The sequence below is a fragment of the Halovivax cerinus genome (assembly GCF_024498195.1).
In the GTDB taxonomy this organism is placed as follows: Archaea; Halobacteriota; Halobacteria; order Halobacteriales; family Natrialbaceae; genus Halovivax; species Halovivax cerinus.
Genome location: NZ_CP101824.1, coordinates 2,563,373 through 2,582,610, shown reverse-complemented (window position 1 = coordinate 2,582,610; position 19,238 = coordinate 2,563,373). Strand labels below are relative to the sequence as shown.

Annotated in this window: 13 protein-coding genes; 9 read left to right on the top strand and 4 right to left on the bottom strand. The window is 62.6% G+C overall.

Annotation, left to right across the window (positions count from 1 at the left end; genetic code table 11):
* Nucleotides 1-118 precede the first annotated feature (118 nt).
* The 3 genes from NO366_RS12125 (at nucleotide 119) to NO366_RS12115 (ending at nucleotide 3,372) form a co-directional block, all read left to right on the top strand.
* Nucleotides 119-1,903, top strand: a complete 1,785-nt coding sequence (locus NO366_RS12125; RefSeq protein ID WP_256531051.1) for a DNA mismatch repair protein — start codon at nucleotides 119-121, stop codon at nucleotides 1,901-1,903.
* A gap of 108 nt (nucleotides 1,904-2,011) precedes the next feature.
* A complete protein-coding gene (locus NO366_RS12120; protein ID WP_256531050.1) occupies nucleotides 2,012-2,668 on the top strand; it encodes an HAD family hydrolase in 657 nt (218 codons plus the stop codon).
* Nucleotides 2,669-2,736: 68 nt separating this feature from the next.
* The gene (locus NO366_RS12115; protein WP_256531049.1) at nucleotides 2,737-3,372 is read left to right on the top strand and encodes a helix-turn-helix domain-containing protein; all 636 of its coding nucleotides are present in this window, start codon (nucleotides 2,737-2,739) and stop codon (nucleotides 3,370-3,372) included.
* A gap of 171 nt (nucleotides 3,373-3,543) precedes the next feature.
* Here the strand turns inward: NO366_RS12115 and NO366_RS12110 are convergent, their stop codons facing one another.
* Both NO366_RS12110 and NO366_RS12105 read right to left on the bottom strand, forming a co-directional pair.
* The gene (locus NO366_RS12110) at nucleotides 3,544-4,011 is read right to left on the bottom strand and encodes a MaoC/PaaZ C-terminal domain-containing protein (RefSeq protein ID WP_256531048.1); all 468 of its coding nucleotides are present in this window, start codon (nucleotides 4,009-4,011) and stop codon (nucleotides 3,544-3,546) included.
* Between the two features lie 98 nt (nucleotides 4,012-4,109).
* Nucleotides 4,110-5,102, bottom strand: a complete 993-nt coding sequence (locus tag NO366_RS12105) for a glutathione S-transferase family protein (RefSeq protein ID WP_256531047.1) — start codon at nucleotides 5,100-5,102, stop codon at nucleotides 4,110-4,112.
* A 130-nt stretch (nucleotides 5,103-5,232) separates the two neighbouring features.
* Here NO366_RS12105 and NO366_RS12100 point away from each other — a divergent pair, with 130 nt between their 5' ends.
* Nucleotides 5,233-6,255, top strand: coding sequence for a DNA methyltransferase (locus NO366_RS12100; RefSeq protein WP_256531046.1), 1,023 nt, complete (start codon nucleotides 5,233-5,235; stop codon nucleotides 6,253-6,255).
* Nucleotides 6,256-6,297: 42 nt separating this feature from the next.
* Here the strand turns inward: NO366_RS12100 and NO366_RS12095 are convergent, their stop codons facing one another.
* Complete coding sequence (locus NO366_RS12095; RefSeq protein WP_256531045.1) at nucleotides 6,298-6,954, bottom strand: potassium channel family protein; 657 nt, start codon at nucleotides 6,952-6,954, stop codon at nucleotides 6,298-6,300.
* Nucleotides 6,955-7,639: 685 nt separating this feature from the next.
* Here NO366_RS12095 and NO366_RS12090 point away from each other — a divergent pair.
* The 3 genes from NO366_RS12090 (at nucleotide 7,640) to NO366_RS12080 (ending at nucleotide 14,626) form a co-directional block, all read left to right on the top strand.
* Entirely contained in the window at nucleotides 7,640-9,148 is a 1,509-nt protein-coding gene (locus NO366_RS12090; protein WP_256531044.1) for a DUF7289 family protein, read from the top strand.
* A 322-nt stretch (nucleotides 9,149-9,470) separates the two neighbouring features.
* Nucleotides 9,471-11,852 (top strand): vWA domain-containing protein, encoded by a 2,382-nt coding sequence (locus NO366_RS12085; RefSeq protein WP_256531043.1) that lies wholly within the window; start codon nucleotides 9,471-9,473, stop codon nucleotides 11,850-11,852.
* A gap of 179 nt (nucleotides 11,853-12,031) precedes the next feature.
* Complete coding sequence (locus tag NO366_RS12080; RefSeq protein WP_256531042.1) at nucleotides 12,032-14,626, top strand: vWA domain-containing protein; 2,595 nt, start codon at nucleotides 12,032-12,034, stop codon at nucleotides 14,624-14,626.
* An 89-nt stretch (nucleotides 14,627-14,715) separates the two neighbouring features.
* Here the strand turns inward: NO366_RS12080 and NO366_RS12075 are convergent, their stop codons facing one another.
* Nucleotides 14,716-15,363: an adenylate kinase gene (locus tag NO366_RS12075; RefSeq protein ID WP_256531041.1), complete on the bottom strand. Its 648-nt coding sequence runs from the start codon at nucleotides 15,361-15,363 to the stop codon at nucleotides 14,716-14,718.
* Nucleotides 15,364-15,677: 314 nt separating this feature from the next.
* On the opposite strand from NO366_RS12075, the gene NO366_RS12070 reads away from it, so the two are divergent.
* Nucleotides 15,678-16,604 carry a cupredoxin domain-containing protein gene (locus NO366_RS12070; protein ID WP_256531040.1) on the top strand — a complete coding sequence of 309 codons (927 nt, stop codon included), beginning with the start codon at nucleotides 15,678-15,680 and terminating at the stop codon, nucleotides 16,602-16,604.
* Complete coding sequence (locus NO366_RS12065; protein ID WP_256531039.1) at nucleotides 16,604-19,165, top strand: cbb3-type cytochrome c oxidase subunit I; 2,562 nt, start codon at nucleotides 16,604-16,606, stop codon at nucleotides 19,163-19,165. The genes NO366_RS12070 and NO366_RS12065 overlap by 1 nt, the downstream gene beginning before the upstream one ends.
* Nucleotides 19,166-19,238: the final 73 nt, after the last annotated feature.

Here is a 19,238-nt window from a genome sequence, read left to right as displayed (position 1 = left end):
GCACCGCCCGCCCGTTCCCCTCCCCAACTGTGTCCTGCCTGGCGACGGCCTCGATACCACGCCAGCCGCGACACCGTCGATCCCACCACGTTTGTATGTCCCCTCCCATTGACCAGGTATGCGACTGGAGGAGTACTGGGGAGTCGGACCGAAGACCCGGGACCGCCTGGTCCAGGAACTCGGCGCCGAGAGGGCGGCAACGGCCATCGAACGGGGCGACGTGCGGGCACTCGCCGACGCCGGCCTCACCCGCGGGCGCGCGACCCACATCCTGCGACGGGCGACCGGTAACGACGGAATGGAGACGCTGGCCACCGCCGACGCCAGGGCGGCGTACAAGGACGTCTTAGACGTGGTCGTCGATCACGCACTCACGGAGCGCGCGGGGGATCGGATTCGGATCCTCACGCCGCTCACCGACCGCGGCGCCATGGAATCGCGACTGGACGGCGTCGACCGGGCTCGCGAGGTCTGGACCGCGCTGTCGGACGCCGACCGCCGCGAACTGATCGCCGCCTACGACGCCTACGACGAACGTGCCGGCACGGAGCTGGCGGCGGTCGAGACGGCCCGAACGCTCGCCGACCTCGGGATCGAGGCGGGTCCGTTCGAACCCGTCGCATCGCTCGAGACGGACGCGCTGGCCGAGGCGACGACGGCACTGGAGGCGAGCGCGGGTGACCGGATTCAGGACGACGTCGACGACGACCTCGATCGGTTGCGATCCGCGCTCGACGCGCTCGACCGGATGGACGCCGACTCGCTCGTCTCGGAACTGCGCGACGGCGGCGTGACGGACGTCGATCGGTTCCGCGAGGCGTTCGAGGATCGACTGCTGTCGGAGACGGACCTCACCGTCGACCGGGTGCGCGAGGCGATGGCTCGCGACGCGACCGACGCGGCCGACTTCGTCGCCGCGACGCTCAGACAACTGCGCATCTCGGTGCAATCGGCGGCCGACGAGCGCGAAGCGACGGTGATCGAGGACGTCGAAGCCACCATCGCGGACCACCGGGCAGCGATCGACGCCGCCGTCGAGACGGTCGACGACATCGCGCTCGAACTCTCGCTGGCGCGTTTCGCCGACGCCTACGACTGCACCCGGCCGACGTTCGCGGCCGAGGACTCGCCGGCGATCTCCGTCGTCGAGGCGCGAAACCTCCGACTCGCCGCCGAGTCGGACGAATCGGTCCAGCCGATCACCTACGCACTCGGGGACCACACCGTCGACGAGGGGCCGGCCGCGGCAGGGACCCCGGGCGACGAACGGGTCAGCGTGCTGACCGGGGCAAACAGCGGCGGGAAGACGACGCTTCTGGAGACGCTCTGTCAGGCGACCGTTCTCGCGAGCATGGGGCTTCCCGTCCCCGCGTCGCGGGCCGAGGTGACGCCCGTCGACTCGCTCGTCTTCCACCGACGCCACGCCAGTTTCAACGCGGGCGTCCTCGAATCGACGCTCAAGTCGATCGTCCCGCCGCTCTCCGACGAGGGGCGGACCCTCATGCTGGTCGACGAGTTCGAAGCGATCACGGAACCGGGCCGCGCCGCCGATTTACTGCTCGGACTGGTGACCCTGGCCGTCGACAGCGACGCGCTCGGCGTCTTCGTCACACACCTCGCCGAAGACCTGGATCCACTCCCCGACGCGGCGCGTGTCGACGGTATCTTCGCGGAGGGATTGAACCCGGACCTCGAACTGCGCGTCGACTACCAGCCCCGGTTCGGCACGCTCGGCCGGTCGACACCGGAGTTCATCGTCTCTCGGCTGGTCGCAAACGCCGACGACCGCACGGAGCGCGTCGGCTTCGAGACGCTCGCGGAGGCCGTCGGACAGGAGGTGGTCCAGCGGACGCTCGCCGACGCGCGCTGGGCAGGCGAGGAGTCACACGCGGCCGGCGAATAACTCGCGGCCGGTGATCAGGCCGTAGCCAGCCAGGAGATCGCGAGCGCGGTCCGTTCGGGCCGGTATCGACGTAACGCAGAAACGGGCCGGGCCCGTAGGAACGCGTATATGGGATACGACGCCTTCGTGTTCGACAACGACGGGGTCCTCACGACACCGACTGAGCGGGCCGTCCTCGAACGGGCGATGGAGACGGCGTTCGCCACCGTCGGCGTCGCGGCTCCGCCGCCCGAACACGTGGAGACGTTGATCGGACCGACCGTGGAGGGTCTGCGATCTATCGCTCGAACCCACGACGTCGATCCCGCCGACCTCTGGACGGCACGCGAGCGAGCGGCGATCGACGCCCAGCTGGAGGCCATTCGCGCGGGCGAAAAGCGCCTCTACGACGACGTCGCGGCCGTCACGGACCTCGACGTCCCCCGCGCGATCGTCAGCAACAATCAACACGAGACGATCGGCAACATCGTCGAGCACTTCGAACTCGACGGGTTCGATCCCTGGATCGGACGCGAGCCCACCCTCGACGGAATCCGACGAAAGAAGCCGCGACCCTACTATCTCGAACGGGCAGTCGACGCGCTGGACGCGACGAACCCCCTGTACGTCGGCGACAGTCACAGCGACGTCACCGCCGCCAGCGCTGCTGGCATCGACGCCGCCTTCGTCCGGCGCGACCACCGCACAGGGTACGAACTCGAGACGGAGCCGACGCACGAGCTGCCCTCGCTCGACCGGCTCGCGGAACTCGTCGCGATCGACTGACCGCGGTCGGCGGTCGTGACCCGATCGCCCGACGCTGGATTGATGCCGGTGGCGTACCCACGGGTACTATGATCGACGAGTGTCTCGTCGTCGAGTTTCGCGTCACGGGCGACGACTGCCCGCTCGCGGAGGCGTCCGCGGCCGTCGAAGCGCCGATCGACGCCGCGCCGCCGCTCGAACGCGCCGACGGTACGACGCTCCTTCGGTTCTCGACGCCGGACGGCGCTGTCGGCGACGTACTCGATGCGGACGACCGGATTCGATACCTCCACCGAACGAGCGGCGAGAACGGATCGACGTTCCGGTGTGTCTCGACGGAGCGGTGTGTGGTACACCGGCTGATCGATCGCGGCTTCCTGGTCGAGTCGATCCGGTACCGCGACGGTAGCGAGCGCCACGTCGGCGCGGTCGTCGGCCAGACGGTGCTGCAGGCCGTCCTCGAGACCGCCGGCGAGACGGTCGGCGTCCAGCTGGTCAGACTCACGCCCCTCGGCGACGCGGACGACTCACCCGTCGTCTCCCGGTGGAACCTGACGGCCGGTCAGGCCGAAGCGCTCGAGACGGCCCACCGGATGGGATACTTCGAGGTCCCTCGAACGAACGACGCGGCCGCCGTCGCGGCCGAGCTAGGGGTTTCGAAGTCGGCGTTTCTAGAACGACTGCGACGCGCGGAGGCGACGCTGCTAGAGCGGGCGCTCGAGTGACGCCGGCCGCGTCGGTCGACCGGTGGATCGGTCCGTCGGTCGACCAGTCGGTCAGCTCCTCGGTCGACCAGTAGATCGGTCCGTCGGTCGACCAGTCGGTCAGCTCCTCGGTCGACCAGTAGATCGGTTCGTCGGTCGGCCCGTGGATCGGTTCCTCGATCGGCCCGCCAATCACTCGGCGTCTCGGCGCTTGAACAGGAACTTCATATCACCCTCGAAGACGGAACGGCCGTCGTCGGTGGTCATCGTGGTGTCGATCTCGACGTAGCCGGCGTCGTCGCGGCTGTCGAGTTCGCGCAGTTCCGTCACCTCGTACTCGCCGCTGATCGTGTCGTCGATGTACAGCGGGTTCGGAATGTCCATGTAGTTCATCCCGAGGAAGGCGACGACGGTACGTTCGACGATGCCCGTCCGCTGGAAGAGCCCGGTCGCGACGATGAACGTCATCGGTCCGTGGGCGATGCGTGCGCCGAATGGGCCATCTTCGGAGTACTCGGCGTTGGTGTGGAGTTCCGTCCAGTCGCCGGTAAACATCGAGTGGAAGACGAAGTCCGACTCGGTGATCGTTCGGGCCGCGCTCTCGAACGTCTGACCCATCTCGAGGTCCTCGAAGTAGTGTGGTTCGTAGCTATAGGGCATACCATCAACGAGTTCACCACTCCTGATAATACTTGCCGAACTCACGCCAGGATCATCGTCGTCGGTCTCGAACGGCCGCGATGCGGCGGTGCCGTACCTCACGCCGACGACGCGAGTGGTTCGTCCGCGCCCAGCCGATCCCTGTCGTGCGCCGCGTCGAGGTCGAGGTCGGGCCCGCGAGCGACGATGCGGTGTGGATTTACGTCAGGATGGGTGGTGTAGTAGTGTTCTGCGATGTGGTCCATGCGAACCGTCTCGGCGACACTCGGCGTCTGGTAGACGTCACGGAGGTACGGCCAGAGGTGGTCGTAGTCGACGATGCGCCTGACGTTGCACATGAAGTGTGTGTGGTACACTCTGTCGAAGCGTATCAGCGTCGTGAACATCGCGACGTCCGCTTCGGTGAGGTGATCACCGGCCAGATACCGCTGGTCAGCCAGAACGGAGTCCCAGTGATCGAGCGCATCGAAGAGGTCGTCGATGGCCTCGTCGTAGGGCTCCTGCTCGGTGGCGAAGCCGGCGCGGTAGACGCCGTTGTTGATCGGCTCGTAGATCTCGTCGAGGATCTCGTCCACGCGCGGTTTGGTGCCGTCGGGCAGGAGCGTCCGCTCGGTCGTCGTGTACTCCTCGAACGCGGTATCGAACATCCGCATGATCTCGCGCGATTCGTTGTTGACGATGGTGTCCGTCTCCGTGTCCCAGAGGACTGGGACGGTGACCCTGCACGTCGCGTCGGGATCGGAGCGCACGTACAGTTCGCGGAGGTACTCGACGTCGTGGACGCGGTCGCGTGTACATCCGTCTTTCTCGGACGTGAACTGCCAGCCGCCCTCGTCGCGGAACGGGTCGACGACCGACACCGGAATGGCATCCTCGAGACCGAGGAGTCGGCGAGCGATCAGCGTTCGATGCGCCCAGGGGCACGCGTACGAGACGTACAGGTGGTACCTGTCGGGTTCCGGCCGAAACCGCGCGTCTGGATCGTCCCGTATCCAGTCGCGATACTGGGTCTCCTGGCGGTCGAACGACCCCGATTCGTCCGTCGTTTCGAACGCGTCGGTTCGCCACTCGCCGTCGACGAGGGTGTTCATCGACGGCGCTTGGGCCTCGGCGTACTTAGGCACCCAGCGGACATCGGTGTTACCGGCCGAACGCCGCCTCAGTCTGGGCCGTCGATCGTCGGGACGGAGTGTTTTTGACGGTCGCGCAGCCACACGGGGTATGAACGAGCGGGAGCGGGATCCGACGCGACGCGCCGCGAGCGACACCGACGGTTCGGCGGACGAGTCGTACCGACGCGAGGGATCGCGTCCCGTCACGGACGGTGGAGACGTCGACGCCGACGAACTGGCTGATCACCAGACCCACCTCGAAGGGCGGGGCATCTACGACGAGCGAAACCGGCTCAACGATCTCACCGGTCGCGAGTGGAAGTTCGCGACGAAGTCCGTCATCACCGAGCGATACCCGCCCGACGTCCAGCACGATCTCCGGAGCGAACACGGCGGACAGAAGCCCCCGCGTCTCTGCGCTGACCTGATCGAACGATTCAGCAAGGCCGGCGATCGGGTGCTCGATCCGTTCGCCGGTGTTGGCGGCACCCTCCTCGGCGCGAGTTTCTGCGAACACGAGGGAACGGGCCTGCGTGAGGCGATCGGCTTCGAGCGGACTGCCCGCTGGATCGAGATCTACGAGACCGTCCTGGAGCGAGAGAACGACGAACGACGCGAGTGTGGCGACGCGCCGCTTGCCGCCCAGGACCTCCGCCACGGCCACTGTGCGGAGCTGATCGACGAGATCGACGACGGGTCGATCGACCTCCTGTTCACGGACGTCCCGTTCTGGCACATGGACGAACTCGAACAGACCAGAAACCGGGCGGAGGTGCGAGAGAGCAAGCTCGATTCGTTCGACGAATCGACCGATGGTCCGGCCGCGTGGCCGGACAAGGACGACTGGCTGGCGGACATGGGGTCGTGGTTCGACCGGTTCGAGGACGCACTCGCACCCGGCGGGTACGCCGTCGTCTTCATCGGCGACATGTACCGCGAGCAGTCCTACGAGTTCCTCTCGGCCGACCTGGCTCGCACGCTCGAGGCCGAGACACCGTTGACGCTCAAGGCGAATCTGATCTGGTACGACCCGTTGAAGGACCTCCACGTCTACGGGTACCCCTACGCGTTCGTTCCCTCGATGGTCCACCAGAACGTGCTCGTCTTTCGAACCGAAGCCGATACGAAGTAAGACGCACGATCACACTCCGACGCCGGCACCGATCGGCCGACTTCAGGCGGCCGAAAACTGCGTCCGTAACGACTCGACCGAGGCGTCGTCAGTGATGACGGCGAGTTCGTCGCCAGCGGCGAGTTCGATCCCCGGCAGCGGGATGGTTAGCGCCTCGTCGTCGCTCCCGTGAGCGTACACGCGGACCTCCGTCGGCAGGTCGAGTTCGGTCAGGCGGCGGCCGATCGCCGGCGATCCCGCCTCCACCTCGACGACGCGGAGCTGGAGATCGGCCGCGAGCTCGGTCACGACGTTGAAGTTACCGCCGAGGAGCGCCGTTTTCGCACCCGCTGCGCCCAGTCGCTCCGGATAGACCACGTCGTCCACGTTCTCAGCGTAGCGTTCGTACAACTCCGCACGGTAGTCTTCGTCGATTCGCAACACCGTCCGACAGTCGTGATGATCGCCGATCATACAGGCCGAGAAGTTCACGTTCAGGTCGGGTGTGAACGCACCGACCGCGTCAGCGGTCTCGATCCCGGCGTCGACCAGAACGTGCTCGTCGTCGCCACTCCCAGTCACCGCCGTGAATCCGGCGTCCGTCGCTCGATCCGTCCGTGACGCGTCCGAATCGACGATCGTCACGCCGTGGCCTTCTTCTCTCAGAATTCGAGCGGTCCGACGACCGACCCGCCCATACCCCACGATAACAGTGTGCATAGCTATCTCTCCGGGTACGACGATACATAAAACTGACCACGGTTCGCATCGGATGTCCGCACGCGAAACTCGGAAAGCGGCATACGAAACCTACAGCGGCATACGAAACCAACGAGGCAGACTATCGGCGCTGGTGAACTCCTCAAACGGTGAGACGTCTAGATCCGGTTCCGGCCACACCGGTGACACACTCCTCAGAGGACGCCCGGTATCCCGATGATCAGGAATAGCACACCCAGTCCGCGATACAGCCAAACGGGGGTGTTCGAGGCATCGTAGTGGTCAGTTGATGAACGCCGAAGAAACTCACATCCAGACGTGTGAATCCGCTTCGGAAATATACTATAGCCAAGACCAAGGAGTACAGCTACGACGGACACGACGTGCCACAGAACGCCCATATTCGGATGGTGCCGAGTAGACTCATAACTGTACTGGATACACTGTACTGATCAGTGGACAACTATTCCGGACGACGATATTTCTGAAAAAGAGGACAGCAACGGAACCAGGCGATCGAGACGTCAAACCAGGACGTTCCGCGGCTGTCGAACAGAGAAAAGTTATACCTTTCAATAATTTCTGCCAGGCGCTTTGGATTGAACTCCTTCATGAACGATATAAACGGTGAAAACGGAATGATGGGGCCACATCGTTTATCATAATAGGAAAGACTCTCTCACCTATGACTGTCGGAAATCCTGCGCCGGGGGGAGACGGAACGCCGAGGCGGGCGCAGGTGGAAGTAATCGGCGTCGTTCTCCTCGTCGGACTCGTCGCGATCGGCGCCCTTGGGCTGATGCTCGTCGCGAGCGGAGCCGTCTCCGACACGCAAAGTCAGGCCGAGCAGGAACGCGTCCAGCAATCGTTCGTCCAGCTGGGTCAGACGATGACGACGGAAACGACGGACCGAGAAACGCCGAGTTCGATGTCCTTCGATGCGGGGGACTCCGGGGCGATTACGAAAACCAACGCGGGCAATATCACCATCAAGGGTGGAGACGTCAACGTCACGCGGTCGGTCGGAGCGATCGAGTACAGACACACGGACGGAGGTATCATCGCCTACCAGGCCGGGGCTGTCTTCGCCGAACGTGGAAATCAAACCGAAGTCCTGTCTCGTCCACCGATCACGTACGATGCGGACGGCGAATCGCTTCGGTTCCCGATCACCAACCTGCGAGAGCAGAAGGATCTGTCGTCCGGACCGATCTCCATCCGAACCAACTCGACCGACCCGATGCAACGGGCGAATCTCGTGAGAAACGACACCGTCACCGTCACAATTGAGAGTCCGTACTACCGCGGCTGGGAGACGTACTTCGAGGAGGAAGCGGGATCCGGCGTCGTCGACGCCGTCCATCACTCGAACCAAACTGTCGTCGTCAAGTTCGGATACTTCGACATCGACGAAGCGGTCCAAAACGGCGCGACGATCGGCGGGAAAGACCCGAAATACCTCCACGATCAACACGGGAATATCGGCAACGAGTACCGGATGGGGATGCTCCTCCCGGAGATGGACCCCGTGATTACCGAGCTCGTTCAGGACGCGAAAACCGATCCGTCGACGAAAGATCCCGCTACCCACTCGACACTCACCGCCGGGAGATACTACGTCGACGAAATCGACGGCAACGTAGAGGAAGACGTCGATCTCTCGACTGGCAACGTTACCCTCGTGATCGGAGGCGACGTGAAACTCGACGCCGGAAGTATCCACGTCACCAACCGTGACGCGGCGGAGAAGAACGTATTGCGCATATACGCGGCCGGGGACGAGTTCGCCCTCGATGGAGACATCTGTATCGAGTCCGGCGGGGGCTGTGCTGGCGATGCTACCGCGATCCAGTTTTACGGCCCGTCGACCATGGGTGTCGACCTCGGCCCTGGATCTGGTGGAACGTTCGAGGGAATACTATACGTTGCATCGAATGAAGAGAAGAAGTGGTGGAACAACGCCGGAGGTCGGTGCGACGATCATCACCAGGTCCGCGAGCAAGCAAACGGGGCCGACTTCACCGGATCGATGATCGCCTACTCCGTCTGCGCCCACTCGAACGGAAACGATTTCGACTACGACCAGAATCTCACGAACCGTGATCTGGACCCCTACCCGGACGGCTACTCGCTGCCGCCACAGCTTACGTATCTGAACGTCGCCGTCCACGAGATGGACGTCGACAACGACTAACCTGCACATCGATCCCGTCACCCGAGGGACACCGACATCTCCGAACTCCCCGCCGATTCGGACGTCGACACTCCTGGAACAGTATCCACTTGTCAGTCCCCAGGAACACTTGCGGTGGGACCAGTACCTGAAGGGGTATTCGAGGTTGTCGGATTGAGACAGGTAGAGTCGATACTGACGAACTGGGGGTCACTGGTTCGATTTCTATACATAATACAACCGATAATTTATCACCGGCCCCGAAACGTCACCGCGAAGTGAGATATAATTTTGTAATACTGATAAATAATGTTATAACGAAGGAGCGACTACTGGGATACCAATGACGCTGGGGATTGGGGACTCTCGGTCGAACACAGACTCGTGGTCGGCCGGCAAATCAGGCTCGTCGTCGACCGAAGCTGGATTCGGCACCGATACAGACGCACGAACGGATCGGAGTATCTCCGCAGTCGCCGGCATCGTCCTCCTGTTCGGCATGGTGGCCATCGGTGCCGCGGTACTCGCGGTCTCCGGAATGGCACTCGTCGACTCCCTGGAAGCGGAGTCGACTCACCAGCAAGGCTTGAACGAACTGTCCCAACTGGACCACACGCTGGCGACGCAAGGGTACGACCCCGACGACGTCCGCTCGTTTGCACTCTCCGGCGAGTACGAGATGGTACAGGACGGGACGCTCACCATCACCGCGAAGGGACAGTTCGGCTCGGAAGAACCGGTCGTTCCGGACCTTCCGCTCCAGACGGTTCGGCTCGACGCACCGGGTGAGGGCACTGTCGGATACCAGGGTGGTGGAATCTTCGTCGGTGACGACGAGAGCAGTTACGTCCACAAAGACCCCTCACTTCGGTACGGGTCGGAGAACGCCTCCGGCGTCGAATCGAAGCGGCTGTCGTTCTCCGTCGTCGACCTCCAGGGCAACCTCAGTCAGGGTGAGAATCGCGTCGAACAACAGGCTCGGAACCGATCCCGCGAAACGCTCCAGAACATCACGTACGTCACCGGCGTGGAGATCCGCATCGAAAACTCGACGTATCACCACGCCTGGGCGAGCTTCCTTTCGGAAGAGTTCGGCTCCTCCGCGGTCAGCCACTTCACGGGGAACCAGACCGTCGTCGTCGACGCCGACATCGATCACGACCGGCCGTTCTCACAGTACATCGAAGTCTATCCGGACATCTACGGCGGCCTTCACGTCGAGTCGACGCGCAACGTGGCTCTCGAGTCGAACACGCTCTCCGTCGACAACTACGACAGTCGAAACGGAACGTACGACGCCTCGAACGCCTCTCCGGACCTCTTCACCATCGACGTCCCCCACGACAAGCGCGTGAATCTCCGTCCGAGCGCCGACATCGACGGGTTACCGGTGTCGAACGGAAGCATCAGATTCGGTCAGGGACCGAGCGTCACCCCCTTCGCGTTCTACGGGAACGCGAACGAGTCCGCCCAGCACAACCCGGACGTCCTCACTGCGAAGCTCACCAGGAACGGCTTCGATTCGATCGATTCGATCGACACCGAAGTGGCCAACGCGATCGGGCTCCTCGACGGCACCGCCGATCCACTCCCCATCAACGGGCCCATCGACGAGGGGCTATACGTGTCGAGCAGCAATGTCGATCTGTCGAATGACCCCATCGAAACGGGGTCCGGCTCCGCTGTACACATCGGCGTAACAGGTGACCTGACGATGGAAGATGTCGCCGTGACCGGGTCCGGACAGACCCACATTTACGTCACCGGAGACGTCGAACTTTCCAACGTCACGATACCCAACCAGACGGCAAGTAGCCTCTGGATCTACGGGACGTCGAACGCCGACATCGAGATCGATGAAACGTTCCAGGGCGTCGTCTACGCGCCGGGAAGCACGTCGCTCGAACTCGACGACGGGACCGAAATCTACGGCAGCGTCGTCGCCGGGGAACCGGACATCGGCGACGACGTCGACGTCCACTTCGATCGCGCGCTCAGATCCGCCGAGGCACTGGCCGACGACGATCTCAACCAGTCGTGGTCTGCCAGCGAGCCCAACGATCTGGACGTGAGCTTCGTCCTCGACGCGACCGGGTCGATGGAATGGAACGACGAGTACGACCAGATCGAACCGGCGACGAAGAACGCGATCGATATGCTCAGCCCCGGGTACCATCGAGCCGGCGTCTTCGAGTTCAACACCGAGGGACGGACGCGACACGAGATCAGCCACGATCTCGACTCGGTAAAGGAGACCGTTCGCGCCGAGGAAGAGGGCGGAACCAACATCAGCACGGGGATGAAGGTCGCGCTCGACAATCACGCCGCAGTCGACGACGGAGGCGAGAAACACATGATCCTCCTGACTGACGGCGCAAACGACGTCCCGTGTTATTGGAACTGTGAGGAGGCGAACGAACACGCGAACGAGACGACGATCGCCCAGGCGAGTCGAGCCGCAGCGGACGACGTGACGATCTGGACTATCGCGTTCGACGCTGCCGACGCCGGGATGATGCAAAACATATCCAACACTACCGGCGGCGAGTACTACGAAATTCACGGTGCAGACGAGATCGAGGCGGTCATGGAACAGATCCTGAACGAGGTCATCGAGGAAGAAGAGAGCCTCGAACTCGCTGTCAATCTCGATTTCGAGGCCAAACCCCGTCCGAACCACCACGCGTTCGACGTCCAGACGTTCCAGTTCACACTCGACAGCTAGCCGGTTCCGAAATCGACACACCGGTCGGGGCCGTACGGTGCTTCTGGAACCACGGTTCCGACTCGATGTGGGATCGAATCTCGATCTCGACGGGTTTTATTCACGTTCCGTCACCATGGTGCGATCCCCATATATATTTATTTTATACATACCCCTACCCAGTACATTCCCATAAGATTATGATTGATACCCTGAATACTGATAGTAGTATGAACTCGGGGGGAGAACGATTGGGGGCCGGAGACGAGGGTGGGAACCAACCGGCCAGCGGGCAGGAACGAGGCGTGTCCCCAACCGTCGGCATCATATTGCTGTTCGGGATGGTCCTGATCGGTGCCAGCGTCGTGGCACTGGCGGGGATGGCACTCGTAGACGACCTGCAGACGTCCACGTCGGACGAACAGGGCGAACAGGTGCTTCGGCAGGTCGACCACGACATCGCCAGCGAGAAAGGGGCGATCGAATTACTGAACGATGGCGGATACAACATCACAGACGAGGGACGAATCAACGTCTCTGTAACGACGTGGTCCGGAACCCGGTGTACCCTCCTGAACGAATCGATGGGGACGTTGCGCTCACAGCGATCAGATGGATCGACGATCGCTCACCAGGCGGGTGGACTCTTCCAGAAAACCGATAGCGGGTCGCGCGTCCTCTCTGGCCCCGATATCCGGTACTACACGACGGAAGCTGGCGGAGAAGAGGTAAACGGTGTCCAGCTGTCACTCACGGATCTGCAGGGTACCGCCGGGAGTGGCACTCACAGGGCATCCTACGAGCGGGCGAGTTCGGATGCCTGTACCGACGAGGTGAACGAGGCCACCGAGATCGAACTGACGGTCGACGGGTCACCGTACCATCAGGGCTGGGCCCAGTTCTTCAATTCGACGTTCGGCGACACACACGTAACCTACGACGGGAGCCAGCAGAAAGTTACCGCCACGGCCTCGCTCGGAGCGGCGCAACCGTTCGAGAGCTTCATCGATCTGGACCCGACCATCTACGGTGGACTCTACGCAGAAGAGACCGGACCGATCGGTGATCGACTCACGGTCGATCGATACGACGGCAGCGTCGGCTGGGATGGGACGGATCCGGACAACATCACGGAAGACCTCTTCATCACCAACGAGAGCCTCGCACTCGAAGGGACTGGGACGGTCGATGGTGTGCCGGTCGCCAATGGACAACTCACCGGTGTGCCCGGCGCGGACGTCACCACGGTCGGGTACGCCACGGCGTTCGACGTCTCCTCGTTCGGCGACGACACCCAGACGGGGACGCCCCTCTACAACGTCACCGGGACGTATCCTGCCGACGTGTACGGAGCGAAGCTGGACACTACGTTCGCGCCGATCCCGTCCATCGACGCCAACATCTCCAGAGCGATCACAACCATCGACCAGCAAAACCCCACCCGGATCGACGATCCGCTCTCGGTACCGTCGGGAGAGTCGACCGCGCTGTACCGCCCGAACGGGAACGGACGGATCGGTGCCGGGCAGATCGATACGATAGACACGAGTGGCGGGACGATTCACATCGGCGCTTCGAACGGTGCCAATTTCGACGGCGTCACCGTCACGGGGGACGGACAGGCGCACGTCTACGTCGACGGACCGATTACCCTGACGGACGTCACCATCGACGACGAACGCGCGCGCAGCCTCTGGGTGTACGGGACGGAAGACGCAACGATCAAAATCGAGGGTAAGTTCCACGGCGTCCTCTACGCGCCCGGAAGCGAGGTGACGATCGAAGAAGACGCGGAGATCTACGGTGCCGTCGTCGGCGGCGAGACCGATATCGGGGGTGACGCCACCGTCCACTTCGACAGGACGCTCCGGACCGACGTGCCGATTCCGCAGGCGAATCGCGGCCTCGAGATCCCACACCCCGGCGAACGGAAACCGGTCGACGTCATGTTCGCGCTAGATCGGTCGGGGTCGATGGAACTGTACCAGTACGAATACGTCGGTCGGAATTGGATCGAACCCTCGTTTACCGGACGTTTCAGGGTCCATCCGAGCGAGCGATTCTCGGTAGACGTGAGAGGGTCGGGTGGAGTGAGGACGGTCGAACCCGGTGAGTCCGGCGTGATCGAACCCGGAGACGAGACGAGGGTGGGTTGTCATAGCTGTGATAGACAGTTCGTGTACATCTCTACGCAGAACGACCCGTCCGGACAACGAATCGACGCCACGAGAGCGTTCGTCGGGCAGATGAAACCGGGTGATAAAGCCGGAGCAGTCGAGTTCAACCGATACGCGTCCCCATTGACCGATCGGCTCTATACCCACTCGAACTTCGACGACTTCAACGAGTCCCTGGAGGCGAACGCGAACGGTGGCACGTACATCGGCGCGGGAATCGACGAAGCACTCGAGTACTACGATCCGACGGACGACTCTGAGAAGATCATGATCGTCTTGACCGACGGACGAAACGACGGCCGCGACGAGGACGGAAGCGAAACCCGGGAACTCGCGGGCGACGCCGCCACGGACAACGTGACGATATACACTGTTGGACTCGGCGACGAGCGAGACATCGACGAAGAGCTCCTGATGGACATCGCCGACATCACCGGTGGGAACTACACCCACGTCTCCAACGCGAGTGAACTCAACGAACTCTTCAGAAATATCGGAGAGGACGTCCAGGAGCGGAATATGACCGCATTATCGGTCAACTCCTTCGAATCCACGGCCGACTGGTCGAACGAGTTCGCGATCGAGGTCCGGACGACGACGGTGACCATCGACGACTGAGGTTCTGAGGCTACCCCGTATCCACTGTCCCCCTTCGATCGACACGCCGCAGAACGACCCGACACTGCAAGAGCCCGTGGTGGCCGCGTTCACGCGGCCCGTTCGATCGTCTCCCTGATGTCGTCCCACACCGCGTCCGCTGTCTGCTCGCCGTCGATGCGCTCTAGACGTCCCTGTTCGGCGTAATACTCGATCACCGGTTCGGTATTCTCGTGGTACACGCGCAATCGATCCGTGACCGTCTCCTCGGTGTCGTCGTCGCGCTGGATCAGGTCGCCGCCGCACTCGTCACAGACGCCGTCGGTTTCCGGCGGATCGAAGTCGACGTGGTAATTCGCACCACAATCCGCACAGACCCGCCGGCCGGTGAGTCGGTCGATCAACTCGTCCTCGCTCACCTCGAGCGAGAGGACGACATCGAGTTCGGTCATGTCCTCGAGTTCGCTCGCCTGGTCCATATTTCGCGGATAGCCGTCGAGAACGAAGCCAGCAGCGTCCGCAAGCGCTTTCTCCACGATGGCGTTGACGACCTCGTCCGGAACCAGTTCGCCGCGATCCATGTACGCGCGTGGCGTGTCGTACTCGAGACCGAGGTCCGAGATGTCCATGTCGTCGTTCGAACGCAGCGCGTCACCTGTCGTAACGTGCTCGACGTCGAACGCGTCGGTGATGTTCGCACTCTGTGTCCCTTTGCCGGCACCCGGTGCGCCCATGATGAGAATCCGTGGGTGGTCCATAGAGGCGGTTCACCGGCCCCGCATAAATGCTTAAAGAAAGATCGGCGATCCCATCGCCGGGCCGTACGTCCGACCGTGAAATGGTAGATTACCATCGAAACCGGGGCCAGGCCCTCGGACCGAGAACGACAGAACAAAGAGCGGGCCCTCCAACAGACGTTCACAGAGCGGGCGATCCGTGTATCCGAGCGCGCCGGTCGGAAGACCGCCCGCGTGAAGTCCCAATAGATAAGTAGACACGGACGACATCGTCCGATAACGATCCAATCGAGGTGAACACAATCTATCCAGCACTACTGACCCCGACGCAGGAGATGACGCAGGCTGATGTGTTCGAGTTGATCTTCCAGGTCTTCCTGGGGCTCGGCACGCTGGTCGGCATCGTCGTCGTCCTGTACATTATGTACAACGCGTACGCTTACAAGGACGAAGACGGCGTCGCAGATCCGAAGGCCGACAGTCGGCCGACGGTCGGGGAACTACCGGTCGGTGGAAAGGGCGGCAAGAAACTCTTCCTCTCGTTCGGCCTCTCGGCGATCATCGTCCTCTCGCTGATCATCTGGACGTACGGAATGCTGCTGTTCGTCGAACAGGGCCCGGGCGGCATCGGACAGGGAGGCGACGTACAAGTGCAAAATCAAGAAGAGGTCGACGAGTACGTCGATCTCCAGGTGTACGCGAGCGCGTTCTCCTTCAGTTACAATCACGAGTACCAGGGGAACACCGTCGAGAACGAGTTCGACCAACTCGTCGTTCCGGCCGACGTTCCGGTCTCCGTAAACGCGACGAGTAGGGACGTCTGGCACACCTTCGGCATCTCCGAGTTCCGGGTGAAAGCCGACGCGATTCCCGGGGAGAACTCACACACGTGGTTCGAAGCCGAGGAACCGGGCTACTACGACACCGGTGTCCAGTGTTACGAACTCTGTGGGAGGGGCCACAGCGGCATGAACCACGACTTGATCGTCGTCTCCGAAGACCTATACACCACTGCGATTGAATCGCAGGCGACCGGCGACCTGTTCGGCGCCATCCAGAACGGAGACCTGTCGGTCGACTCCACGCCGGCCGAGTTCGAGGAGTACATGGCCGCCCAGGAGAGCGACGACGGTGGAAATGGTGACGGTACCGATGGTGGAAACAACGAAAGTACCAGCGATGGCGGAAACACTGACGGCTCGAATGGAAACGAGAGCACGACCGACGACGGTGGGAACAACGAGTCAGGTGGTGACAACTGATGAGTGACCTCCCACCGCGCAGATCTCTCAAGCGCTGGCTCGTGACGACCAACCACAAGGACGTCGGCGTCCTCTACATGGCGACGGCGATGTTCTTCCTCCTCCTCGGGGGACTCTTCGCGCTCATCTTCCGGGCGCACCTCTGGGAGTCGGGCGGAACGGGACTCCTGAGCGGGGCCGAGTTCAACCAGTCCGTCACCTCGCACGGACTCATCATGGTATTCTGGTTCCTCTCGCCGTTCGCGACCGGCTTTGCGAACTACATCGTCCCGCTACAGATCGGGGCCGACGACCTCGCGTTCCCACGGCTGAACGCGCTCAGCTACTGGTTCTACCTGTTCTCGGGGATCCTCTTCATCCTCGCGTTCTTCCAGGGCGGCGCGTTCGGCGGCGGGTGGACGATCTACGCGCCGCTCAACGTGCCATCGTTCACGACGGCTATGGAGGCGACTGCCGGATCGAATATGACCATCATCGCACTGATGATGTTCGTCATGTCGATCACGATGGGGACGGTCAACTTCATGACGACCATCCACCGGATGCGCGCGGAGGGCCTCGGCCTCTGGAACATGCCACTGTTCACCTGGTCGTGGCTGCTCACCGTCTGGATGATGCTGTTCGCGTTCGCAGCGCTGCTCGCGGCGCTGCTCTTGCTCTCGATCGATCGCGTCTTCCTGACGCAGTACTTCGCGACCGATCAGGGGGCCTCGCTACTCTGGGCACACCTCTTCTGGTTCTTCGGCCACCCGGAGGTGTACATCGTCTTCTTCCCAGCACTCGGACTCATGTTCGAGACGTTCCAGACCTTCACCGGTCGACGACTCGTCGGGCGCAAGTGGGTCATCATCGCGATGGTCCTCGTGGCCGTCCAGTCCTTCCTGGTCTGGATGCACCACATGTTCCTGACGACGATCAACCTGGAGATCAAGACCCTCTACATGGCGACGACCATCGGAATCTCGTTACCGTTCGACCTGATGGTCTTCGCACTGATCTACACGATGGTCAAGGGACGCGTCCGCTTTACGACGCCGTTCCTCTTCAGCCTCGGTGCGCTCGTCCTGTTCATCCTCGGCGGTATCACCGGGGTCTTCCTCGGCGCCGTCGTCCTGGACTACGAGTTCCGCGGCACGTACTGGGTCGTCGCTCACTTCCACTACGTGATGGTCTCCGGCGTCACCGCCCTCGTCGGCGGCATCTACTACTGGTGGCCGAAGATCACCGGACGGATGTATCACGAGTTCACCGGGAAACTCCACTTCGCGGCGTACTTCATCGGGTTCAACCTGCTCTACTTCCCGATGTTCCTCGCCTGGGAGACGCCCCGACGTGTCTTCCACTACCAGGCTGGCGACCTGCTCTGGCAGCAGACGGCCACGGTCGGCGCGTACGTCTTCGGGTTCTCGTTCCTGATCATGTTCGGGAACTTCGCCTGGAGCCTGCTCTACGGACCGAAAGCACCGGACAACCCGTGGAAGTTCTCCCGAACGGCCGAGTGGGCGATTCCGTCGCCGCCGCCGCTCGACAACTGGCCCGGCCGGCCGACCTACCGGTCCGGTCAGCTCGAGTTCGTCGACGATTCGACGGAGACGGCCACCGACGGTGGCGCAGACGACACGACCGTCGCGACGGACGGCGGAGCCGTCGCCGACGGAACGATCGACGCGGACCACGGGTCCACCGAAACGGGCCACGACGACGAACACGTCGATCACGCCAGCATCTGGCCGTTCATGATCGGACTCAGCACGTTCGTCATGTTCGCCGGGCTCTCCGGGCTAGATACCGTGATCGTCGATCTGTTGAGCGATGCTTACATCAACAACCTCGATCCGGCCGTCGTCCCTGCACCCAGCGTCGAGGAGTTCGTCGCTAACACCGCCGAGTTCCGACCGGCCTACGTAGTTGCGTTCATCGCCGGGCTCGGACTCCTGCTGGCCTCCCTGTTCAAGATGGGGACCGAACCGTTCGAAGCACCGACGGTAGAGGTCGCCGAACGCTGGCCGTTCGAGGGCATCGACACCACGAAGTTCGGCGTCTGGGTGTTCCTCGCGTCCGACGTCATCGTCTTCGGTGCCGCGATCGGCGCGTACGTCTTCATGCGACTGTGGTCCGGCTGGGGATCCTTCCACACGATCCCGAACCACACCTGGCCAGGACTGCTCAACACGTACGTGTTGCTCACCTCGAGCTTCACGGTCATCCTCGCGCTCGTCATGGCCGAGCGTTCGAACAAGAAAGGGCTGATGGCGACGCTCGGGGCGACGATCGTCCTCGGCATCGGCTTCCTCGGCATCAAGAGCTGGGAGTGGGCCGGCAAGTTCGCCGACGGAGACTACTGGTTCAGCGGGCTCGAGTACTCGCTGTACTACGTCACCACGGGCCTGCACGCGCTGCACGTGATCATGGGCCTCCTGATCGGCGGCTTCATGCTCTGGCGCGTCTACACCGTCGACGCCTACCTGAAAGACGGTCGCCACCTGGAGTACTTCGGCCTGTACTGGCACTTCGTCGACATCGTCTGGGTCATCCTCTTCCCGCTGTTCTACCTGCTGTAGGCGGGTCGACCCGGTCGAATCGGGCCTCGGTCGCCGTTTTTACGGACGTTCGTTCGATACGCGTTATCCTCCC